Here is a 20,252-nt window from a genome sequence, read left to right as displayed (position 1 = left end):
TGGACCAATTTTGTAGACATCAATAAGATTCAACCAGAGCAAATTGGTCCAATCTGGGCAGATGACCTGTATAGTCACTTCCGTTTTATTTCAGCGCCAGTCCTTAACGCCAACTTCGCCAATCGATTGCGTCAGCGTCAATCACACCAGTTTTATGCTATTCAAATCCTTCTCTATCCCGGCTTTTTTGCTTGGGCGCAGCACAATGCTATGGCGGCTCGATATGCTATCCTTGCTGCTGGGCATAGGGTTAGGCCTGCTCTTGGGGGCAACCCTCTTCTTTTGGCTCTGGCCGCGGCTGGAGAAAACCGGAGAGCGGCTGGTCGCGCGCTGGCGGCGCACCTATGATTGGGTGCAGTCGAGTACGGAGGAGCGGTATCGCGCCGATCTGGCGCAATGGCTGGCGCGACAACATGATTGGGGCAGCGCGGTCGCATTGGCTCAGGTGTTTGTGCCGCCAAAAATCATCGCGCCGTTGACGGAAATGGACACGACAGCAACGACGGATGCCGGCATTCGCGCTCTCTATCATCTCTGGCCCACGCTGGCCGGCCACACAGCGGTCCCCCCGCCCTCCCTGTTGCCGTGGCGCTCCTTGTGGCGCGATGGGCGACGGGTGCTGCTGGCGGCGGAAGCAGGCGCAGGGAAAACGACGCTGCTGGCTTATGTGGGTTGGTTATTCGCCACGGGGGAAAATGAGGGCGCGCAGGAGCATTTGCCGTTATGGCTACACGCCGCGGATGTGGCCCAGGCGGGATGGCCGTCGGACATGGAGGGGCTGTGCACGCTTTTGCAGCCGCGATTGGGACGAGTGGTTAGTGCCGGCATTTCCGACCTCCTCACGCGCAAATTCGCCGAGGGCCACGTTTTGTTGCTGCTGGATGGGGCGGATGAAATGCCGGCATCTCAACTCCCTCGCCTCGCATCCTGGCTGCAAGGCTTCCTGCACCCATTCCCCGAAACCCGCGTCCTCATCGCCGCCCCCGAACGCGGCTACGCCCCCCTCATGCTGCCCGGCTTCGTCCTCAGCGGCCTGCTTCCCTGGCGCGGCGGGCAAGCGGAATCCCTGGCGCGCCAGTTAGCCGCGGCCACCGGGCAAGAACCACTGCCCCTCTCCCACTTCTGGTCGCCCGGACAGGCAACGTGGCAAACGACACTACGCCTGCAACAGGGAGCAGCCGGCCTCGCCCCTTCGGAGAAGGAGCGCCCCCCCCGCTGGGTGGACCGTTTTGAGGCTGCGTTGCGGACGCGATTGCCGGCAAAAGATCCCCCCTGGCAGGCCCCCGCCGCCCGCGAACTGTGGCAAGAAATCGCCTATCGCCGGCTGGCCGAACCTGAACACAGCCTGACCGAAGCGGACGTAATCCTCCTGGCGGAACAAACCTGCGCCCGCTACAACATCAGCGAGCGCACCGCGCCGCGCCGCCTGCTGCGCTTCAGCGAGCAAAGCGGCCTTTTCACCGACCAGGAAACCGGCACATGGCGCTTTCGCTCACCCATCTGGCGCGATTTCCTCGCCGCCAGCCACCTGGCGCAAACACAACCCTTCTCCGCCGCCCGCGACGCCACTGCCGATCCACATTGGCACGGCGCACTGCGCTTCTACGCCGCACGCGCAGACGCGGTCGGGCTGGTCGATGCCGTTTTACACGACAGCGAAACCGACCCCCTGCAAGATGGCCTCTTCCAGGCCGTCACCTGGCTGCCGGAAATAGTGGAAGCAGGCGATCATCGCCGCCAGATTCTGCTGCGCCTGGGTCGCCTCGTCATGCAACCCCATGTGCCCGCGGTCATGCGCCAGCGCGCCATCCTCGCCCTGGCGCAAACAGGCGAAGCGGGCGTCCTCACGCTCCTGCGCCAACTACTCCATCGCCCCAATCCCCTGCTGCGACAGGCAGTTGTGGCCGCCCTACCCGCATTAGGAAACGCCACCGCCCTGGACCTCCTCTCCCAGGCATTGGCGGACGAGGACGCGACGGTGCGCCAGGGTGTGGTGGCCGCGCTGGGGTGGCTGCACCACGCGGCGGCGGACAAGCTGCTGCTGCGCATCCTCTCCGGTGACGATGAGCAACTCTTCCAGGCGGCAGCGGAGGCCATTGGACTGAATGCGGGCGCGGACGTGGCCACGCTGCAAGAAGCGGCAACGCTCGACGATCCGCTGTTGCGCCGCGCAGCCGTGTTCGGTCTGGCGCTGGTCGAAGAAGAATGGGCCACGGCGCTGCTGCGGAGACTACAAAAAGATGACCAATGGCGGGTGCAATCCGTCGCTGAAGCGGCTGTCGAATTGCGAGAGAGTAAGGGTATCGCCAATCGCTTGTGGCAGCCCACACCGCCGGAAGATCAGCCCTGGCTGGTCGAATGGGCCACCACGCAGGGGCGCGGCGTTCCCGGCGGCGCGGCGGCGCTATCCGTACTCGTAGACGTACTCCAACCCATGCAGCCGCAAAACGTGCGCCTGGCCGCCATTGCCACCATCGGCCAGATGACCGGTCTGGACGGGGCAGCGGCACTGGCATCCCTGCTCGAAGACGCTTCCACTCAGGTGCGCGAAGCCGCCTTCCAGGCTTTGTGCCAGATGAGCCGGGCGCATGGTCATTGGGTAGGGCAAAACACCGGCCCGCAAAAGACAACTACTTGAACCGGCAGGGCATACGCCTCCTCTCCTCCCACACCCGCGGACACGCACCATGAACACAAAGCCATTGATCGGCACTGATTTGAAGCGGTTTCTCAAGGCATACCGGCGTACGCATCCTGTGACACGGGAAGTGGCAGCGCTGCTACAAAGCGTAGAGTATCCGGCCAATGTCGGCTCCATCTTTCGGTTGGCGGAGGCCGCTGCCTTGCGTCAGCTTGTCCTCACGGGCATCACGCCGCTGCCCAACACAGCTACCGTGGCGAAAGTGGCCCGCTTCAAGACGGATCGCGTTCCCTGGCGCTACGAGTCGGAGGCGGTGGAGGCCATACGTCAACTGAAGCAGGATGGCTATCACGTGCTGGCGCTGGAATTGACCGATGCCGCCTTGCCCTATCAGGATTATGTCTATCCCCCGAAAACGTGCCTTGTCGTCGGACACGAAGACCACGGCGTGACGAAAGCGACGCTGGGGGCATGTGATGGCGCGGTTTTTCTGCCGATGTATGGCAAAGGGCTGTCGCTAAACGTGCATGTGGCTCTGAGTATTGTCGTCTACCACATTCTGCACACGGCGCGCGCCGCCTGACAGCGCGCGCTGCCTGGCAGCGCGGGCGAGACGGAAATCAGGAGCAAAAACACGCTTGCTATCCGCAAGCAAATTCTGTATACTAGCTGACGTAGACATGCGGGGTATTACAACAAAACTTTGCGTCTATTCGCCGCCAGCGGTGTGGCACGGGAGAAAGGAATCTATCTTGTCAAACGTCCTCTAGAAGCGTCGCGCCTGGTATTGATCCCACAGCAACTGCTTGAGTCTGGCGGAATTCACATATGGTGATCGGAGTCGAGGTTTCAGCCGGTTCAAACCCCATATGTGGGCCGGCTGAAGCCCCCGCTCCCAAAGCGCCACTGTCCTGTAAACTGGAGAATGAAGATGAAGGTCTCATGCCTGCAAGAAAATCTGGCCCGGGGTTTGAGTACGGTGGCGCGGGCGGTAAGCACCCGCTCCACGCTGCCCGTTCTGTCGAACGTGCTGCTGGCGACGGACAGTGGCCGCCTGAAGTTGTCGGCAACGAATCTGGAGATTGTGATCACCTGCTGGATTGGGGCGAAAGTGGCGGAGAGTGGGGCGATTACCGTGCCGGCACGAACCTTAAGCGATCTCGTGAATGCGTTGCCGGCAGAACTGATCGAACTTAACCTCGAAGAACAGACGCAGACCCTACACCTGGCCTGCGCCCGCACCGAAGCCAACATCAAAGGCATCGACGCCCAGGAATTCCCCCTCGTGCCCGAACCCCAGGCCGACAACCAGATTCGCCTGGACACCGTCCTCCTGAAACAGATGATCAGCCAGGTCGCCTTCGCCGCCGCCTCCGACGACACCCGCCCCATTTTGACCGGCGTCGCCACCAAGTTTGAAGGCAGCTCCATCACCATGTCCGCCACGGACAGCTTCCGCCTCTCCGTGCGCACGGCGGAATTCCCCGGCTTCGTCTCCGAACCGATCAGCATCATCATTCCCGCGCGCGCGCTCAACGAAGTGGCCCGCGTGGCCCCGGATGACGTGGAGACGATCACCCTGTCCATCCCCCCGGGGCGCAATCAGGTCATCTTTGACATGGGCGACGCGGTGGTCGTATCTCAACTCATTGATGGCACATTCCCAGATGTGGGGCGACTGGTTCCCGACCACTACCTGACGCGCACCGTGATGGGCACGGCGGAGTTCCTGAAGGCGTGCAAAACGGCCAACATCTTCGCCCGCGAATCCAGCAACACCGCCCGCGTGCAGGTGTCACCGGGGAACGAGATCATGCCCGGCTACGCGACCATTGCCGCCACCAGCGCGGAAACGGGCGACAACATCGCCCAGGTGGATGCCAGCGTGGACGGGGAGCAGGTAGAAATCGCTTTCAACGTCAAATACATGACGGACCTGCTCAACGTGATCGATACACCGCAGGTGGCCCTGGAGACGCGCACGGCGCGCGAACCAGGCGTCCTCAAACCCGTAGGCTACGAAGGCTTCCGTCACGTCATTATGCCCATGCACTTTGGGCGCTAAGGACTGACGATTGAAGTAAAGTACGGAATTGCATCGTCAGTTTGAAGGAACGGTAAGGAAACAACTTCGTTGTCTTGTTTAATTTCCGTTCCTAAAACAGCTCCTGTCTAGGAAGTTAACCGGTTCAACTAAGCTGATCAAGCACGGTGTGGTAGAGCGTTTCCGCGCGCAGGTCGGCGAGGGAGAAGCAAGGGGCGTCCAGTTTCTCCGCCAGCAGGCGAGCCAATCCCTGATCAAATGCCTCATGCTCCATGTTGATAACCACGGAGCGCACGTCCGCCTCTTTCAGCAAGCGGGCGATGCGGTGCGCTTCTTCCTGCGGTGGCAGGTCGGACATGCTCACGTTGCCCGCGCCATCGGTGAGCAGAATCATCAGGGGCATCACGTCGGGGTGGAGTACGGCTTCCTGGCGGAAGACGTTGTAGGCCAGCAGCAGGCCGGCGGAGAGGGGGGTTTTGCCGCCAACGGCGATGTCCGCCAGCGTGCGTTGCGCTAACTGCACGGAGTTGGTGGGGGGCAGTACCAGCCGCGCATCATTTTTGTGGAATACAATCAGGCCGACGCGGTCGCGGCGCACGTAGGCGTCAGAGAGAAGGGACATAATGGCCCCTTTGGTGGCTTCCATGCGTTCGGAGACGGCCATGCTCCAACTGGCATCCACGACGAAGAGGATGAGGTTGGCGGAGCGGCGCACGCGCACTTTCTCGCGCAGATCGCTCTTTTCCAGCGCCAGGGCCACGTCGGAACGATCCCGCTGGCGTTGGTGCGGGGCGGCGGCGCGCAGGGTGGCGTCAAAGGCCAGGTCGGTGATTTTTTTGCCTTGCCTGGGGATGCGGGCCTGGATGTAGCGGCCTCGTTTGCGTTGGGTTTTGGTGCGTGAGCGTTTGCCGGCAGTTTTGCGCGTCAAACGGTCCAGTTGCGTGTCCAGGCGGCGCGCGGTGAACTCGGGGGCGGACTGGGCTTTTTGGCCCCCTTCCCACCAGTGGCCTTCCTGCGGCGTATGCGGAATGGTTTGCGGGGCGGCTTCGATCTGGCCGATGTCCGCCCCTTCTTGCATGTCAGAATTCAGCGCCTGTTTTTTTTTACGGGGCTGGTTTCCTGCTCGTTGTCCATCTGTTCTTGCATTTCGCCCTGGCCCCATTCGCTTTGCGCCTGTTCCAGACGTTGCTCCAGGTCGTAGGCGGAAATGGCGGCTTCCTGGAAGGGCTGGTTGCGCATACGATGTGGCAGGGCCAGTTCGGCGGCGAGGAGGATGTCGCGTTCGCCGATGTGGTCGCGGCCTTCGAAGGCGGCGTGGGCTTGCGCGCCGCGCAAGATGACGAGGTCCGCCCGGTGTCCGTCTACTTTCATGGAAGCGGTGAGTCCGGCAATGCCGGCAAGATCGCGCCGCGAATACCGCACTTTATTGACCAACTCCCGCGCCTGGGCAATCTGCGCCGACAGGCGACGTTCCGGCTCCTGCCAGCGACGGCGAAACGCCTCCGGGTCCGTCTCAAAAGCAATGCGCCGCTCCATGATCTCCATCCGCTGTCGCGGGTCGGACAACCCGGCAATCTGCACCGCGAAGGCGAACCGATCCAGCAACTGCGGGCGCAAGTCTCCTTCTTCCGGGTTCATCGTCCCCACCAGGATGAACTTGGCCGGGTGGCTGAAACTGATGCCTTCCCGCTCCACCACATTCACGCCCATCGCCGCCGAATCCAGCAGCAAATCCACCACATGGTCATCCAGCAGGTTGACCTCATCCACGTAGAGCAGGCCACGGTTGGCCGAAGCCAGCACGCCCGACTCAAAATGCTTTTCCCCGCGCTGGATCGCCTTTTCAATATCCAGCGTGCCCACCACGCGGTCCTCGGTGGCGCTAACGGGCAGGTCCACGAACGGGGTGCGGCGGATGCTGGTGACCAGAGAACCATTGCTGTGGTGGGCGCGGCAGTCGTCGCACCAACTACTCGGTTGGAGTGGGTCGCAGCCAAAGCGGCAGTCGGCGACAACCGTGATGTCCGGCAAAAGGGCCGCCAGACCACGCGCCGCCGTGGACTTGGCGGTGCCGCGTTCGCCGCGAATGAGAACGCCACCAATCTGCGGGTTGACGGCATTGAGGATAAGGGCGCGCTTCATGCGCTCCTGGTTGACGATGGCCGTAAACGGGTACACAGCACGAAAACTCATAAAATCATCTCTCCGACAACAACAATCTTGTCCAGGGCGGTCACGCGGCGAGCAGTTTCATGACCAAATTATCCTGATGCCATCTAACCACTCTTATGTGGATTTCGCCAGACTCGAGTCACTAACTGCTCACCGCGTCTGGTTCATGTCTTGTTAGATGTCCTTACACAAGTGATGCGAACCTGATCACCAAATGACTGATAGCACACCAGCGTCAGTAATCGCTTGATCTTTCGTGATAATTTCAACAGTGTCGCCCAAGTCTTGTAAATGAAGCCCTGTACTGACGATAAATCGGTCATGGAGTTCAGGCATCTGTAAACCTTCGGGAGTCAAACTGCGTTCAAACACATCCAATGTAAGCGGGAAGATTTCGATGCGCGTATCGGCATAGACGCGGTTTAGCAACTTTGACATGTCTGATATGGTTGTTCTACCTCTTTCAATGATCAGAGATGCTTCCGCCAGGGCGATGAGCGGTAGTACCATTTGGCTGTCAGTTGCCGCGATAATTGCCTTGGCTGACTCACTCAGCCGTTTGTTGCCTTCTACAAACCAGACCAAAGCATGGGTATCAAGAAGATACTTATGGGCCATCTAATTCCTCATCCGTAGGTCGCCATTCGGCTATGGCAAAATCCTCCATCGTAGACATGGCTGCTTCATCACCCCCAAACTCACCAAAACGTAGCGGTTGCGGTTCTTGAAGAGGTGAAGATGAAACAAGCGTCTGTATGATTCTTTGCACAAGGCGAAGCCGGTATTCTGGCGAGAGGTGTCTGGCTTCGCTAAATATGCGATCTAGACTTTGCGTATCAGCTATCATGGAATTGTCTCCTTATGAACAATGCTATTTTAGCAGATTCTGCTCAGAACCGAACGGAATATAGGTTTTCACAGTCCCCTGAGAACCTGGAGTTTCTGGGGAAATAAACCACTCAAAATCATAAAGTTGAGGTACCAGGTTGTCTCCTTGGGCAACAACTGTGGCAAAGGCATGGCGGCCATTAGCATGGCGCGCACATTAGCCATGGACAGTGCTGGCAGCACGTCAACTTCATAGTGGGCCAGGAGTTCAGGGTCCCGCGCAAAACGGCGGGACTGGTCCAGTCAGGTTTCGGTGATAAACCAACTAAGGAAAAGTCGAACATTGTGTATTAGCTCTTGTTCAGCGGGTGCTTCTCTTTGGCAGAAAGGTTTTGTTGTGCCAGCCTTAAACCATTGGATTATACTGCATGGGGGAGATAGCGACACTCTCAGGGGAGGCGCGCGCGGAGGAGTTTGCCGTGGCGAGCGTGGGAGAGCCAGATGTCCGCGCCGACCCAGGCGACCCCCATAGGCAGAAAATCGAGGCCGTAGCGGGCTACTTCTTGCCCGGTGGCGGGATCGATTTGTGCCAGGGCGAAGGCGGGCGGGTCGTTAGCCCAGTCGAAGGACTCGGAATCGGAATCGTAGGTCATGCGGTCGGGGAAGCCGAGCCAGAGGTGGCCCGCATGGAAATCCAGGCCGCCGCCGGCAACGGGGGCGGACAGGGTGCGCTGCACGTTGCCGCTTTGCGGATCAATGCCCAGGAGTTGGCCTTGCTGCTGGGCCACGGCCCACAACAGGCGGCCATCCCAGGCCAGCCCGGCCAGCCAGCCGTGACCGATGGCATAATCCATGTCAATATCGTGGGTGGTCGGGTTGAGGCGACGCACCACGCCATCGTTGTGCAGGGCCTGCCAGAGACCCTGACCGTCCCAGGCGAGGCCGCTGAGCGTGCCCGGACACAGCAGTTCGTCGTCGGGGGCCAGGATGCCACTGGCCTCAGCCTGGCGCACGTCCAGACGAAAAATCCGCGCCCGGGAAAAGTCGGCATTCCATAAGTGAGTGCCGTCCCAGGCGAGGCCGGACGGTCCGCGGCCTGGGGTTTTGAATTCTTGGACAATGGTCAATTGGGTCATGGTTGTTAACTCGCCGTGTCAATAGAGTCACAGATTTCGCGGAAAGGAGATCGCAGATTTCGCAGATTTTGGGGATTTTGGGGATGAGTAGTTTTGTTGCATGGCGCGTCTGGCAGGACTGACGATGAAATAAAGTACGGAATTGCATCGTCAGTGTGAAGGAACGGTAAGGAAAAGATTCCTCGTCTTATTTTATCTCCGTTCCTTAGAATAGTTGTCGTGGTCCGGTTCACGCGCCTCTTGCCTCTCGCCCCTCGTCACTCAATGGTGCGCCCGACGGCCTGGGCGATGGCGCGCATTTCGCGTACCAGGCGGGCGAAGTCTGTGGGGGTGAGCGATTGCCGCCCATCGGAGAGGGCCTCTTGCGGGCGGGGGTGGACCTCGATGATTACACCGTCGGCACCGGCGGCGACGCTGGCTCGGGCTGCCGCGCCGACGTATTCCCATTTGCCGGTGGCGTGGCTGGGGTCGGCGATGACGGGGAGATGGGAGAGATGTTTGACGACGGGGATGGCGTTGATGTCGAAGGTGTTGCGCGTGTATTTTTCAAAGGTGCGGATGCCGCGTTCGCAGAGCATGACGCGGGTGTTGCCGTGGCTGAGGATGTATTCGGCGCACATGAGCCACTCTTCCATGAGGCTGCTCATGCCGCGTTTGAGGAGGACGGGGTGCTGCGACTCGCCGACGGCGTGCAGCAGGGCGTAGTTTTGCATGTTGCGGGCGCCGATTTGGAGGACGTCGGCGTATTCGCAGACGAGGGGGACGAGGGATGGTTCCATCACTTCGGTGATGATGGGCAGGCCGGTGATTTCGCGCGCTTCGGCGAGGTAGCGCAGGCCCTCTTCGCCCAGGCCCTGGAAGGCGTAGGGGGAACTGCGTGGTTTGAAGGCGCCACCGCGGAGGACGTGTGCGCCGGCTTCTTTGCAGGCGATGGCGGTTTCGATGATCTGGGCGCGGCTTTCAACGGAGCAGGGTCCGGCCATGACGATGAGGTTTTGGTCGCCGACGGTGTGGTCGCCAATGGGGAAGACGGTGTTGTCCGCTTTGAATTCCCGGCTGGCGAGCTTGAAGGGTTGGGTGACGGGGACGACACGCTCAACGCCGGGAATTTGTTCCAGGGATTCGCGGTCGATTTTGTGGCCGTTTTCGACGATGCCGAGGACGGTGCGTTCTTTACCTTCGGAGATGTGGACTTTGCAGCCCTGGTCTTCGACGCGGGCAATAACGGCGGAAATGTCACGCATGCCGGCATCTACTTTCATTATCACGAGCATCATCGAACCACCTCTATCCCATCCAACGTGCCGTTGAACGCCGCCGCCAGTTCCTCCGGCGGAATCGGCGGCAGCGACTGCTTGTCCGGGCGCAGCGACTGCGCCTCGCGCAAGTAGACGTGGACGATCTCATCCTGCGCTTGCCGTGTGTTCCAATGCAGCAGGATTCGAATACATGCCGGCAAACCATCCGGCACGTCCATTTCATGTCCACACAACAAGGCCACATCATACCACCCAAGCTGCCGTGCTGCCAGAGCCGGATACGTCGCATTTAGATCGCGCGTCGTCGTGAAATAAACACTGGCGACCGCCTCCGGTTCAATGCCATTCGCCCGAATCATCACGTATAACAGCTCTCGCGTTGCCGCCAGGATCGCCTCCTTACTGTTCACCGCCGCGACCGTGGCGCCGCGCACCCCGCGACAAACCAACGGCTGCGTGGGTATCCCTTGCCCGACAAGATGGTTTCCGTCTACTTGCTGCTCATACATACGTCATCCTCCAAAAATAACCAGGCATACTCAATCCTTGTGGCGTTGCGTTGACCGTTGTCCTTTCAAACAGGCAAAAAAAAGACGCGACCTTGAGGCCGCGTCTTGAGTTGCTGTTTGCGGATGGACCTTCGGCTTCTATTTTGGCGCGGAAGGGCCTCCTGCGCGGACGCGGCGCGGGATGGGTCGGCTAAAATAGACGTAAAAGGCGTTGAATGTGAAAGGGATCATGCGATTTCCGTGCCACCAATTGCTGATGTGTGGCGCATGATAGCCAGGAAGACGTTGTCTGTCAAGGGGTAATTTTTTTGAGATGCCGGCATTTCTCGGACATCCCCTTTTCTCCCCCGGCTGAGTATAATTCACCCTAGGGGTCACACCGGCATTCGCGGCAGGCGACCCGCCCATCACGACAATAGCACGCCGACCGACGGCAGCGACACAAACGAGAGGAATAGCCATGTACGAACCAAAATCTGAGCATAAGTTCACGTTTGGCTTGTGGACAGTGGGCAACGTGGGGCGCGACCCATTTGGCAGCCCCGTGCGGGAAGCCAAATCGGCGGTGGAGCTGGTACATCTGTTAGCGGAAGTGGGGGCCTGGGGGGTCAATCTGCACGATAACGACCTGGTGCCGATTGACGCCACGCCGGCGGAGCGTGCCGGCATTGTGCGCGAGTTCCGGCAGGCGTTGGCGCAAACGGGCATAGTCGTCCCCATGGCCACGACAAACCTGTTCGGCGACCCCGCCTTTCGTGACGGAGCCTTTACGAGCAACGATCCGCGGGTGCGGGCATACGCGCTGCAAAAGACGATGCAGGCAATTGACCTGGGCGTGGAACTGGGGGCGAAAGTGTATGTGTTCTGGGGCGGGCGCGAAGGGACGGAGACGGACGTGGGCAAGAACCCATTAGAGGCGTCCAAATGGTTCCGCGAGGCCCTCAATTTCCTCACCGACTACACCCTGGACCAGGGGTATGATCTGAAGTTTGCTCTGGAAGCCAAGCCCAACGAACCCCGTGGCGACATCTATCTGCCTACGACCGGCGCGATGCTGGCCTTCATTGAAACGCTGGACCACCCGGAAATGGTGGGGGTCAATCCCGAAGTCGCCCACGAACACATGGCCGGTCTCAATTTCTTGCATCATGTGGCGCAGGCGTGGGAAATGGGCAAGCTGTTCCACATCGATCTCAATGATCAGGCGTTTGGTCGCTATGATCAGGATTTCCGCTTTGGCTCCGTCAACCTGAAGAGCGCCTTCTTTTTGGTGAAGTTTCTGGAGGATGTGGGATATGCCGGCAGTCGCCATTTCGATGCCCACGCCTACCGCCCCGCCGACTACGACGACGTGAAAGCATTTGCCCGCGGCTGTATGCGCACGTACCTCATCCTGAAACACAAAGCGGAGCAGTTCAACCAGGACGAGGAAATCCAGGGACTCCTGGCGCAAATCACGGCGGACGATGGCGCGATGGCCCCCTACAGCGGCCCCTACACCCCCACCAAAGCCGCCACCCTCAAAGCACACTCATTTGATCGCCTTGCCCTGGGGCAGCGCGGCCAACCCTACGAACGGCTGGACCAACTGCTGATAGAACTCCTGCTAGGCGTCAGGTAGTCGCGGCAAAGTCACACCAGCCCGTCTGCCAGAACAAACGAAAATAGCGCGTGTTTTTGACTTTTTGGAATGGATATGATATATCTTTCGGGTGAATAAGAGAAATTTTCACGCGGAGGGTGTCTCATGCTGATTCGTTTCACGGCGGAGAATTTTCGTTCAATCAATGAGGAAATCGTGCTTTCACTAATCCCTGGGCGGATGCAAAAGCATGGTGATCACGTTGCCCTAACCGATCAAGAGATCAAGGTCTTGCGTCTGGCGCTGCTGTATGGCCCTAACGCTTCTGGCAAATCAAATGTGGTCCGGGCAATGGATTTTGCCCGTCGCCTGATCGTGGAAGGCTTACCCGCAAAGCGCGAAATTCCCGTCGAACCGTTCTTGCTGGATAAGGGGCGTCCTTCGCAACCATCTCGATTTGAGTTTGAGTTTAATGCCGGCATTCACACCTATGCTTACGGGTTTGTTTTAGACCGACAACGTGTTTATGAAGAATGGTTGTACCTGGTCAAACTACACGACGAGACGCCCCTCTTCGAGCGAAAAACGGACGATAACGACGTGACCCATGCCAACTTCGGGAATATCGCCACAAAAGACGTTGACCCGCAATTCCTTCGTTACGTCGCCCGCGGCACCAGACCAAATCAACTCCTGTTAACGGAATTAATTGAGAACAATGTGGGCACATTTGACCCCCCGTACAACTGGTTCCGCAACCGTCTGCAAATTGTGTTTCCTCACTCACATGCGCGCGGGATTCAACTCCAGGTACACAAGAATCAAAAATACAGTCAGGCGCTTGCGGCCTTTCTGCGGGAAATGCACACGGGAATTGAGGAAGTCAACACAAAGCAGGTGGATTTGGAGTCCATCGATCTCCCCATGGAAATGCTCGCGAACAACCTGGATGCCGGCAATAACAGCTATGAAACAGCAAATGGAGCCAGCGACAGTGAGGAACGCATGGTGATTCTGGACAGTTCCCTCGGGCATCGCTACCTGCTCGCCCGGAACGACACCGGTCAAATTGAAGCGCACGCGCTTAATACCCGGCGTTTTATCGGTGACACACCTGTTGACTTCGAATTACTGAATGAATCAGACGGAACGCGGCGATTATTTGATCTTTTTCCCATTCTCTACGGCGCCGAAGATCGCGTCTTCGTCATTGATGAGCTTGAGCGCAGTCTGCACCCCAGTCTAGTACGCCGCTTTGTGGACATTTTTCTGGAGAGCAAGACCCGCAATCAGTTAATTGTCACTACCCATGAATCCACGCTGCTGGACTTAGAGCTAGTGCGCCGCGATGAGATATGGTTTGTGGAAAAATCCCCTTCGGGGGCATCCATTCTCTATTCTCTGGAAGACTTTAAGCCCCGCCACGATCTTGATATTCGTAGAGGATACCTGCAAGGCCGGTTTGGCGCGATCCCCATCTTTGGCAGCAACCTCGAACCTGGACACATGGAGGCTTGATGCCCCGTAGACGCCGCCCGTTCATACGGGAAGATGCACAGCGCGACGCGCGATTAATTGTCATTGCCACAGAAGATACCAAAGCCACAGTCGCGTATTTATCACTGAAAAAACCGGGTTTTTCGAGTGTCCGGCCAAAATAACCAGAGTGGTTCATGTGTAAAAACCCGGTTTTTGGCCTTTTTTCAGTAGAGTCAAAGGTACACGTTGAGATTCTAACTCGTGAAGAGACAGCTTCTTCCCCGCGGCACATCTTAGACCAGATAAACCAATGGATGGCCCAATACCAGATAGGTGAGAATGACGAGTTTTGGCTGGTTATTGACGTAGATCGGTGGAAGGACGCGAAATTAAGTCGGATTGCGCAGGAATGTGTTCAGAAGTCTATCCGGCTGGGTATTAGCAATCCGGCCATAGAACTGTGGTTCCTGCTGCATTTGACAGCGCCGGACTTCGACGCCAAGACACGTCAGGCGTTTCTTGAAAATGGCAAAAGATCAGGACGAACTCGTTTAGACCGCGCAATCATTGAAATTGCCGGCAGCTACAACAAAAGCAATCTCAAAGCAGATGATTACCTCCCATACGTGACTGAGGCAATACAACGAGCCAGACTTCTAGACGTCAATCCAGAAGATCGCTGGCCTCAGCAATTAGGGACCAGAGTCTATCTGCTCGCCCAATCAATTATTGATTCGGCGTCATACGGGCATAAGTGAATGCAAGACAGCAGTAGCTCCCGCCGCGACCTTCAACTTCCCCCGTTTTCGATCCACGTCAACATCCGCAGCAAAAACTCGGCATCCACGCGCGGCGTCCGCTCCAGGCGGCGCGGTGGACCGCTCATCTGGTAGAGCGTCGCCAATTCGTCCGCATCCTCGCGGCGGCTGCGCCCATCCATCACCAACACCAGCGGACGCGGGGACAGCCGCTGCGCGTACCGGCTCACAAAAAATGTGTGCGGATTCTCGTTCTTGAAGATGTGCGCCGGGCGGAAGGCCATTTGCGCCCGCCCGATGACGATTGCCCCGCGCACTTCCGGCATGCCCGCCGCCCACACCAACCCTAATCCGGCGGCAATAGGCTGGCTGATGACGATGGGGGGGCCGGGCAAGGTGGGCAGGAACAAACGAAAGTCCTGCCATAAGTCCGGGGGAGAAAGGCGCTCAATGGCGCTGGCGTGCAGCAAATAACGCAGCGGGTCCAGCGCGTAGACGTGGTAACCCGCCTGCGCCAATTCCCGGCAAAGCGCCGCATCGTCATTCACGAAGTTGCCATAGGTTGCCAGGTAAACGATGGTGCGGCCCGTGGGACGACCCACGGCAGGGAAAACATAATGTTCCAGCGGCACGGCAGGGCGCAGCGGCAGCAGATGCACGCGCCCGTATTCCATGTCGGGCGTGCCATAGAAACCAATACTTATCGGGCCAAATCGCTCCAATGCCCAGGCGCGAATCCCCTGCAGATCCATCTCGTAGTTGGCATCCTTGTAATCACTCTCCCCTGTGCCGCGCAAGTCAAATACGAGATGGGCAATGGCGCTTTGCGACCCCGCCGCGGCAACCTCCTGGCGGGCACAGCCAATCAGGCTCACTTTGGTCAGCGGGGTCTTGGGAACCCAGACGCGGATGGCGCGCAGCGCCTCGTCCGGCAAGGACGGAGGACGCACCAGGATACAATCAAGATAAAGCTGATCGTCGGTGAGGATGCCGAAAGCTTCTTCCACGTAGGCAGGCTGTTCCGTTGGCGGCTGCATAACTCTTCTATTGCCCTCTGGTTTGCGCCCGTTCATGGCGTTGGCGACGGGGTTGGTGTGGGTAGATGATAGGCGTAGTCGGGGATGAGGGCAACGGTACGTTTGTATGCTTCGAGGGCGGTTTGTTCGCTGTTGAAGTAGCCGCTGAGCATTTCTTGCAGCACGATGGGCATAACGCGCTCCACGGTCATGTGGCTGATGAGCGCGCCCTGGCCCTGGCGGAAGCCCCAGCGGTTCGCCTGGGCAATGCCCTGGCGCAGGTCGTCTACCAGGGTGGCGGGGTAGAAGTCGAGCAGGGTGTGGTCGCTGCCGGCAATGGGCAAGGTCAGCCACGCATCCGCAAACATCATCGGCTCATCCACCGTCCCCAGGCGCAGCGGCACCTTCCGCTCCGACTCCAGCCCCAACCACGGCAGATACGCCTGCGTAAACCAGTATGCGGCAAACGTCTCCGCCGCCGCCCGGTTCGCGCGCGTGGTGATGCCCAACACCGTAATCTGGCTGTAGCTGCTGCTGACCGCCGCCGTGCCACCGCCGCGCAAGCTGGTGACAAAGCCACTACTGCCGGCCAGGTAGTCGCCACTCGTGCATTCGGCGCAAGTGGGCGTGACCGCGGGGTCCAATCCGGCCAGGATGGGCAGCAGCGCGGGCGAACTCATAATCAAACCGGTACGCCCCTCCAGGTACGCATTGCGGGCGCTGGTATCCGTCTGCACGTCGCTGGGGCTGAATCGGTTGATCAGGTCCCGATAAAAATCGAAAGCCTCCACGCAAGTCGGCTCCATGATGGTCACTTCCCCCTTGCCGTCGATAAGCTGGCAGCCGTTGGCCGTGGCGAACTGCTCAAACACCTGCTGCGTACTGAGCAGGTCCGATTCGGTGGGCACAACCACGCCGGAGATGAGGTCGTCCGCATTATAAATGGCCTGGGCATCGGAAATGATGCTGGTATAGTCCACGGGCGGCGGCAGACTCCGCGCCGCGTACCAGTCGGCGCGGTAAACGAGAAGCTGTTTCCAGCCGTCGCTGGGCAGCGCCGTCAGCACATCCGTCTGGGGGTCGCGCAGCAGGTCCAACGCTTCCGCGTCGAAGGTCTCCGCGCCCAATTCCTGCAGCACCGCCTGCGCCGCCTGCCCATCCAAAATGCCATCTTCATACCAGCCAACCGTGTAATCAATCGGGTGCAGAATCAAATCCGGCAAGGTATCCGAAAGAACGGCGGTGTTCAGGAATTCGGGCAGCAGCTTGGGCGCGACGTGGACCACATCCACATGAATCGGGTAAGATTCACTGAATTGGCCGGCAATTTGCTTCATCAGAGCGATGTGCGCGGGGGAGGTTTCGTTGATCCAGATGGTGATCGTAGGATGGGTGGCCGCTGCCTGGGGGGAGTCCGGCGTGCCCGTGGGCGCGGGCGAAGGCAGCAGCGGCGGGGCGGGCGTGGGCGGCGGGGCGGCGGCGGCGCTGGCCGTCTCCGTGGCCGCGCGGGGAGGGGTGAAGATTTTCTCCGGCTGGCAGGCGGAAAGAGCGGCCAGAAGGCAGAGGCAGAGGAGCAGCGCCAACCGGAGCGTGGGAGATGGATGCGTCAAAAGCGAATATGTCTTTCTCGCGGGGTTCGTCGTGTTCATGTAAGGGGAGATTGTATAAGGGGGGAGAGTGGGAGGCAATAGGGGGATAGTTGGTGGTTGGTGGTTGGTTTACTACAATTGGGGTAAATGGCGTTTGGCGGGATGAGGCAGGATGAGAACAGGGATGTTGGATACGTTGGAGAAGCGGAACCAGGAGTTGACGATCCTGAACCAGATTGCGGAGGCGCTGAATCGCACGGTTAATCTGGATGAGGCGGTGCAGACGGCGCTGGCGCAGGTGGTGCAACTGCTGGATTTGCACACGGGCTGGGTGTGGCTACTGCACGAGGAGACGGGCGAGAGTTATCTGGCGGCGGCGCTGAATTTGCCGCCTGTACTGGCGAGTCAGCCCGAACGGATGGAAGGCCACTGCTACTGCCTCAATTCGTATCGGGATGGCGATCTGGCGGGGGCGGCGAATGTGAATGTGATTGAGTGTTCGCGGTTGTCGGGGCTGGTGGATGGCACGGAAGGGCTGCGGTATCATGCCAGCATTCCGCTGTATGCGCATGGGCGGAAGTTGGGGGTGCTGAACGTGGCGAGTACGGATTGGCGGGAGTTGGAGCCGGATGATTTGCGCCTGCTGTATACGGTGGGGGATTTGTTGGGTATTGCGGTGGAGCGGGCGCGGTTGTTTGCGCGCAGTACCCAGGTGGGGGCGGTGGAGGAGCGGAACCGGCTGGCGCGGGAGATTCATGATACGCTGGCGCAGGGGATGGCGGCGGTGGTGTTGTATTTGGAGTCGGCGGAGGCTTTGTTGGATGCCGGCAATTTACCCCGCGGCCAACAAGTTATTCACCAGGCCCTCAAACTCACCCGCGCCAATTTGGAAGAAGCGCGTCGCTCCGTGTTGGACCTGCGCGCCGCCCCTTTGGAAGGGCGCAACCTGGTGGAGGCGCTGCAACTGCTGGCGCAAACCTACCGGCAGCGGTGGCGGCTGCCCGTCACCTTGACCGTCATTGGCGGCGGACATCCTCTACCCGCGCGCATAGAAGTGGGCGTTTATCGCATGGCGCAGGAAGCCTTGACGAACGTGCTGCGCCACGCTCAGGCCACGCAAGCCGATGTAGAATTGACCATCACGCCCGCGCAGGTCACGCTGGCGGTGCAAGACGATGGGCGCGGGTTTGATCCCGAGCAGGTGGAAGCGGGGCGTTTTGGGCTGCAAGGGCTGCATGAGCGGGCGCGGCTGCTGGGGGGCCGTCTGACTATTGCGAGCAAGCCGGGCGCGGGGACGCGGCTGCGGGTGACGCTGCCGCGGCAGGAGGCGGCATGAACGAACAAGGAGATGGCGTGACGATTCGGATTGTGGTGGCGGATGACCATCCCGTGGTGCGGGATGGGTTGGTGGCGGTGCTGAGCACGCAGCCCGATTTTGTGGTGGTGGGCGAGGCGGACAACGGCGAGGAGGCGCTGGCGCTGCTGGCGACACGGCAGCCTGACGTTCTCTTGTTGGACCTGGAAATGCCGGCACTCGATGGCGTGGGCGTGCTGCGACAGATGCAACAGCGCGGATTGGCGCACATTCCGGCCATCGTGTTCACGGCATTTGACACGGACGAGCGTATCTGGCAGGCCGTGCAGGCGGGGGCACAGGGATATTTGCTCAAGGGGACGCGGCGGGAGGAGTTGTTCAAAGCGATTCGGATTGTATGGGCGGGGGGATCGCTGCTGCAGCCGGTGGTCGCCTCGAAGTTGTTGCAGCAGATGCGCGGCGTTCAGGAGGAGGTGGATATGGCGGAAACCTTAACACCGCGAGAAATGGAGGTGCTGCAACTGCTGGCGCGGGGGTTGCAGAACAAGGAGATTGCCGCGGCGCTGGTGATCAGTGAGCGCACGGTGAAATTTCATGTGAGTTCGATTTTGGGGAAGCTGGATGCCGGCAATCGCACCGAAGCCGTGGCCGTAGCCGCGCAAAAGGGTCTCATCACGCTGTCGTGAGGGCGGATCCCTCCTCTTCGTCCGTGTCCGGCCAGGGGGGCAGCCCCAATAGGCGGGCGTGCAGGTAACGCCCCAGGATCATGCTTGTGCCCATGAGGGGGACGATGATCAGGGTGATGAGAATGCCGGCAAGTACCAGGGAGCTGAGGACGCCGATGATGACGATGCCGGGGTGCAGTTGCAGCGCGTATTTCATGATGATGGGACGCAGCCAGATGTTTTCGGCGGCCTGGATGAGGATGAAAATGCCGGCAATGATCAGCGCAAACACCGCCGGCGACACAGACAAATAACTCGAACCCTCAAACCAGGCAATACCCACGCCCACGCCCATCGCCAGGATCGGCCCCACCGAAGGAATCACATCCAGCGCCCCGGCCACAATCCCCAACGCCAGCGCCCCCCGCAGCCCGGCGACCGCCCCCCCCAACGCCGTCAGCGCGCCGATGACCAGCATCAACAGAAGCTGGCCGCGCAGATAGCCGCGCCACACCCCGCGCACATCCTCATACAAGCGCCACACGTCCCCTTGCGCCGCCGCCGGAGCCAGCCCGATCATCCAATCGCGCAGCCGGGACCAGTCCCGCAGCAAATAAAACGCGCTCACCAGGATAACGGTAATCCAGGCCAGATTGGTGCTGGCCCCCTGCATGAAGCGAAACGCCCGGTCCGGCTGTAGCAGATCGCTGGTGCTGCCGCGCAGCATTTCCACCACATCGCGCGGGCGCAGCTCCAGGAAGAGGAAGGAAAAGGTGCGGTCCGCCAGCGTGTTTTCCAGGCGCGCCTGGATGTTTTGCAGTTCCAGGGCCAGATCGTTTAGCTCGCGCAGCAGGTAGGGAGCCAGCAAGATAGCGCCACCCACGAAGACGATGAGGAAGAGGAGGAAGACCAGGGGCACGGTGAGGCTGCGCGGCCAGCGTGTGCGCTGCTCAATGCGCAGCAAGAATGGGTTGAGGATGAAGGCGATCAGCGCGCCCAACAGCAGCGCGGAGATGAGGTCGCGGGCGTAGTAGGCGAACCAGATCCCCAGGGCAATGAGCAGGGCCAGCATCGTCAGGCGGGTTGGTCGTGACCAGGTGTATTGTTTCATGGATGTTGCTATGCGGATTGGTTCATGAAAAAACCGGGTTTTTCGATTGTCCGACTGAAATTACCAGAGTGGTTCACGTGTAAAAACCCGGTTTTTGGCCTTTTTTCAGTAGAGTCAAGATTGAGCCAATCTGGGAAGGTTGATTTCA

The 20,252-nt window shown here is 59.6% G+C and carries 18 protein-coding genes; 8 read left to right on the top strand and 10 right to left on the bottom strand.

Translation table 11 applies throughout. The features are described 5' to 3' along the window. The first annotated feature begins 223 nt into the window (after nucleotides 1-223). From H6650_15610 to dnaN, 3 genes are all read left to right on the top strand, one after another. Nucleotides 224-2,638, top strand: coding sequence for a HEAT repeat domain-containing protein (locus H6650_15610; GenBank protein ID MCB8953433.1), 2,415 nt, complete (start codon nucleotides 224-226; stop codon nucleotides 2,636-2,638). Between the two features lie 49 nt (nucleotides 2,639-2,687). Beyond that, nucleotides 2,688-3,224: a tRNA methyltransferase gene (locus tag H6650_15605; GenBank protein ID MCB8953432.1), complete on the top strand. Its 537-nt coding sequence runs from the start codon at nucleotides 2,688-2,690 to the stop codon at nucleotides 3,222-3,224. 348 nt (nucleotides 3,225-3,572) lie between these two features. After that, the gene (gene dnaN, locus H6650_15600; protein MCB8953431.1) at nucleotides 3,573-4,706 is read left to right on the top strand and encodes a DNA polymerase III subunit beta; all 1,134 of its coding nucleotides are present in this window, start codon (nucleotides 3,573-3,575) and stop codon (nucleotides 4,704-4,706) included. A gap of 124 nt (nucleotides 4,707-4,830) precedes the next feature. On the opposite strand, the gene H6650_15595 is transcribed toward dnaN, so the two are convergent. The 7 genes from H6650_15595 to aroH all read right to left on the bottom strand — a co-directional run bounded on the left by H6650_15595 (nucleotide 4,831) and on the right by aroH (nucleotide 10,589). Then, nucleotides 4,831-5,763: a VWA domain-containing protein gene (locus tag H6650_15595; GenBank protein ID MCB8953430.1), complete on the bottom strand. Its 933-nt coding sequence runs from the start codon at nucleotides 5,761-5,763 to the stop codon at nucleotides 4,831-4,833. Between the two features lie 8 nt (nucleotides 5,764-5,771). After that, the gene (locus tag H6650_15590) at nucleotides 5,772-6,878 is read right to left on the bottom strand and encodes an ATP-binding protein (GenBank protein MCB8953429.1); all 1,107 of its coding nucleotides are present in this window, start codon (nucleotides 6,876-6,878) and stop codon (nucleotides 5,772-5,774) included. 186 nt (nucleotides 6,879-7,064) lie between these two features. Beyond that, entirely contained in the window at nucleotides 7,065-7,475 is a 411-nt protein-coding gene (locus tag H6650_15585) for a PIN domain-containing protein (protein ID MCB8953428.1), read from the bottom strand. Next, complete coding sequence (locus tag H6650_15580; protein ID MCB8953427.1) at nucleotides 7,465-7,704, bottom strand: hypothetical protein; 240 nt, start codon at nucleotides 7,702-7,704, stop codon at nucleotides 7,465-7,467. Before H6650_15580 ends, H6650_15585 begins: the two co-directional genes overlap by 11 nt. 430 nt (nucleotides 7,705-8,134) lie before the next feature. Continuing rightward, nucleotides 8,135-8,821, bottom strand: coding sequence for a hypothetical protein (locus H6650_15575; protein ID MCB8953426.1), 687 nt, complete (start codon nucleotides 8,819-8,821; stop codon nucleotides 8,135-8,137). A gap of 257 nt (nucleotides 8,822-9,078) precedes the next feature. Next, nucleotides 9,079-10,095: a 3-deoxy-7-phosphoheptulonate synthase gene (gene aroF, locus H6650_15570; GenBank protein ID MCB8953425.1), complete on the bottom strand. Its 1,017-nt coding sequence runs from the start codon at nucleotides 10,093-10,095 to the stop codon at nucleotides 9,079-9,081. Continuing rightward, entirely contained in the window at nucleotides 10,095-10,589 is a 495-nt protein-coding gene (gene aroH, locus H6650_15565; GenBank protein MCB8953424.1) for a chorismate mutase, read from the bottom strand. Before aroH ends, aroF begins: the two co-directional genes overlap by 1 nt. A gap of 460 nt (nucleotides 10,590-11,049) precedes the next feature. Between aroH and H6650_15560 the strand changes: the two genes are divergently transcribed. The 3 genes from H6650_15560 (at nucleotide 11,050) to H6650_15550 (ending at nucleotide 14,408) form a co-directional block, all read left to right on the top strand. Continuing rightward, nucleotides 11,050-12,210 (top strand): xylose isomerase, encoded by a 1,161-nt coding sequence (locus H6650_15560; GenBank protein MCB8953423.1) that lies wholly within the window; start codon nucleotides 11,050-11,052, stop codon nucleotides 12,208-12,210. Nucleotides 12,211-12,336: 126 nt separating this feature from the next. Next, nucleotides 12,337-13,689, top strand: coding sequence for an ATP-binding protein (locus H6650_15555; protein ID MCB8953422.1), 1,353 nt, complete (start codon nucleotides 12,337-12,339; stop codon nucleotides 13,687-13,689). A 155-nt stretch (nucleotides 13,690-13,844) separates the two neighbouring features. Continuing rightward, nucleotides 13,845-14,408: an RloB domain-containing protein gene (locus H6650_15550; protein ID MCB8953421.1), complete on the top strand. Its 564-nt coding sequence runs from the start codon at nucleotides 13,845-13,847 to the stop codon at nucleotides 14,406-14,408. A 32-nt stretch (nucleotides 14,409-14,440) separates the two neighbouring features. On the opposite strand, the gene H6650_15545 is transcribed toward H6650_15550, so the two are convergent. Together H6650_15545 and H6650_15540 are read right to left on the bottom strand one after the other, a co-directional pair. Beyond that, a complete protein-coding gene (locus tag H6650_15545) occupies nucleotides 14,441-15,445 on the bottom strand; it encodes a hypothetical protein (protein ID MCB8953420.1) in 1,005 nt (334 codons plus the stop codon). A gap of 32 nt (nucleotides 15,446-15,477) precedes the next feature. After that, entirely contained in the window at nucleotides 15,478-17,034 is a 1,557-nt protein-coding gene (locus tag H6650_15540; GenBank protein MCB8953419.1) for a hypothetical protein, read from the bottom strand. A gap of 151 nt (nucleotides 17,035-17,185) precedes the next feature. Between H6650_15540 and H6650_15535 the strand changes: the two genes are divergently transcribed. Together H6650_15535 and H6650_15530 are read left to right on the top strand one after the other, a co-directional pair. Further along, complete coding sequence (locus tag H6650_15535) at nucleotides 17,186-18,349, top strand: GAF domain-containing sensor histidine kinase (GenBank protein ID MCB8953418.1); 1,164 nt, start codon at nucleotides 17,186-17,188, stop codon at nucleotides 18,347-18,349. Next, on the top strand, nucleotides 18,346-19,014 hold the full coding sequence (locus H6650_15530; protein ID MCB8953417.1) for a response regulator transcription factor: 669 nt from the start codon (nucleotides 18,346-18,348) through the stop codon (nucleotides 19,012-19,014). Before H6650_15535 ends, H6650_15530 begins: the two co-directional genes overlap by 4 nt. Here the strand turns inward: H6650_15530 and H6650_15525 are convergent. Further along, on the bottom strand, nucleotides 19,001-20,104 hold the full coding sequence (locus H6650_15525) for an AI-2E family transporter (protein MCB8953416.1): 1,104 nt from the start codon (nucleotides 20,102-20,104) through the stop codon (nucleotides 19,001-19,003). The two genes, H6650_15530 and H6650_15525, sit on opposite strands and share 14 nt — an antisense overlap. Nucleotides 20,105-20,252 lie beyond the last annotated feature (148 nt).

It is taken from the genome of Ardenticatenales bacterium (genome assembly GCA_020634515.1).
GTDB lineage: Bacteria > Chloroflexota > Anaerolineae > Promineifilales > Promineifilaceae > JAGVTM01.
This window is presented reverse-complemented; position numbering and strand designations above follow the sequence as displayed.

Bases quoted from the DNA above. Each gene is read 5' to 3' on its own strand.
- H6650_15595 (MCB8953430.1), bottom strand. From the start codon at position 5,763: ATGCAAGAAGGGGCGGACATCGGCCAGATCGAAGCCGCCCCGCAAACC.
- dnaN (MCB8953431.1), top strand. From the start codon at position 3,573: ATGAAGGTCTCATGCCTGCAAGAAAATCTGGCCCGGGGTTTGAGTACG.
- H6650_15605 (MCB8953432.1), top strand. From the start codon at position 2,688: ATGAACACAAAGCCATTGATCGGCACTGATTTGAAGCGGTTTCTCAAG.
- aroF (MCB8953425.1), bottom strand. From the start codon at position 10,095: ATGCTCGTGATAATGAAAGTAGATGCCGGCATGCGTGACATTTCCGCC.
- H6650_15585 (MCB8953428.1), bottom strand. From the start codon at position 7,475: ATGGCCCATAAGTATCTTCTTGATACCCATGCTTTGGTCTGGTTTGTA.
- H6650_15590 (MCB8953429.1), bottom strand. From the start codon at position 6,878: ATGAGTTTTCGTGCTGTGTACCCGTTTACGGCCATCGTCAACCAGGAG.
- H6650_15560 (MCB8953423.1), top strand. From the start codon at position 11,050: ATGTACGAACCAAAATCTGAGCATAAGTTCACGTTTGGCTTGTGGACA.
- H6650_15530 (MCB8953417.1), top strand. From the start codon at position 18,346: ATGAACGAACAAGGAGATGGCGTGACGATTCGGATTGTGGTGGCGGAT.
- H6650_15610 (MCB8953433.1), top strand. From the start codon at position 224: ATGCTATCCTTGCTGCTGGGCATAGGGTTAGGCCTGCTCTTGGGGGCA.
- H6650_15575 (MCB8953426.1), bottom strand. From the start codon at position 8,821: ATGACCCAATTGACCATTGTCCAAGAATTCAAAACCCCAGGCCGCGGA.
- H6650_15580 (MCB8953427.1), bottom strand. From the start codon at position 7,704: ATGATAGCTGATACGCAAAGTCTAGATCGCATATTTAGCGAAGCCAGA.
- H6650_15535 (MCB8953418.1), top strand. From the start codon at position 17,186: ATGAGAACAGGGATGTTGGATACGTTGGAGAAGCGGAACCAGGAGTTG.
- H6650_15525 (MCB8953416.1), bottom strand. From the start codon at position 20,104: ATGAAACAATACACCTGGTCACGACCAACCCGCCTGACGATGCTGGCC.
- H6650_15555 (MCB8953422.1), top strand. From the start codon at position 12,337: ATGCTGATTCGTTTCACGGCGGAGAATTTTCGTTCAATCAATGAGGAA.
- aroH (MCB8953424.1), bottom strand. From the start codon at position 10,589: ATGTATGAGCAGCAAGTAGACGGAAACCATCTTGTCGGGCAAGGGATA.
- H6650_15545 (MCB8953420.1), bottom strand. From the start codon at position 15,445: ATGCAGCCGCCAACGGAACAGCCTGCCTACGTGGAAGAAGCTTTCGGC.
- H6650_15550 (MCB8953421.1), top strand. From the start codon at position 13,845: ATGTGTAAAAACCCGGTTTTTGGCCTTTTTTCAGTAGAGTCAAAGGTA.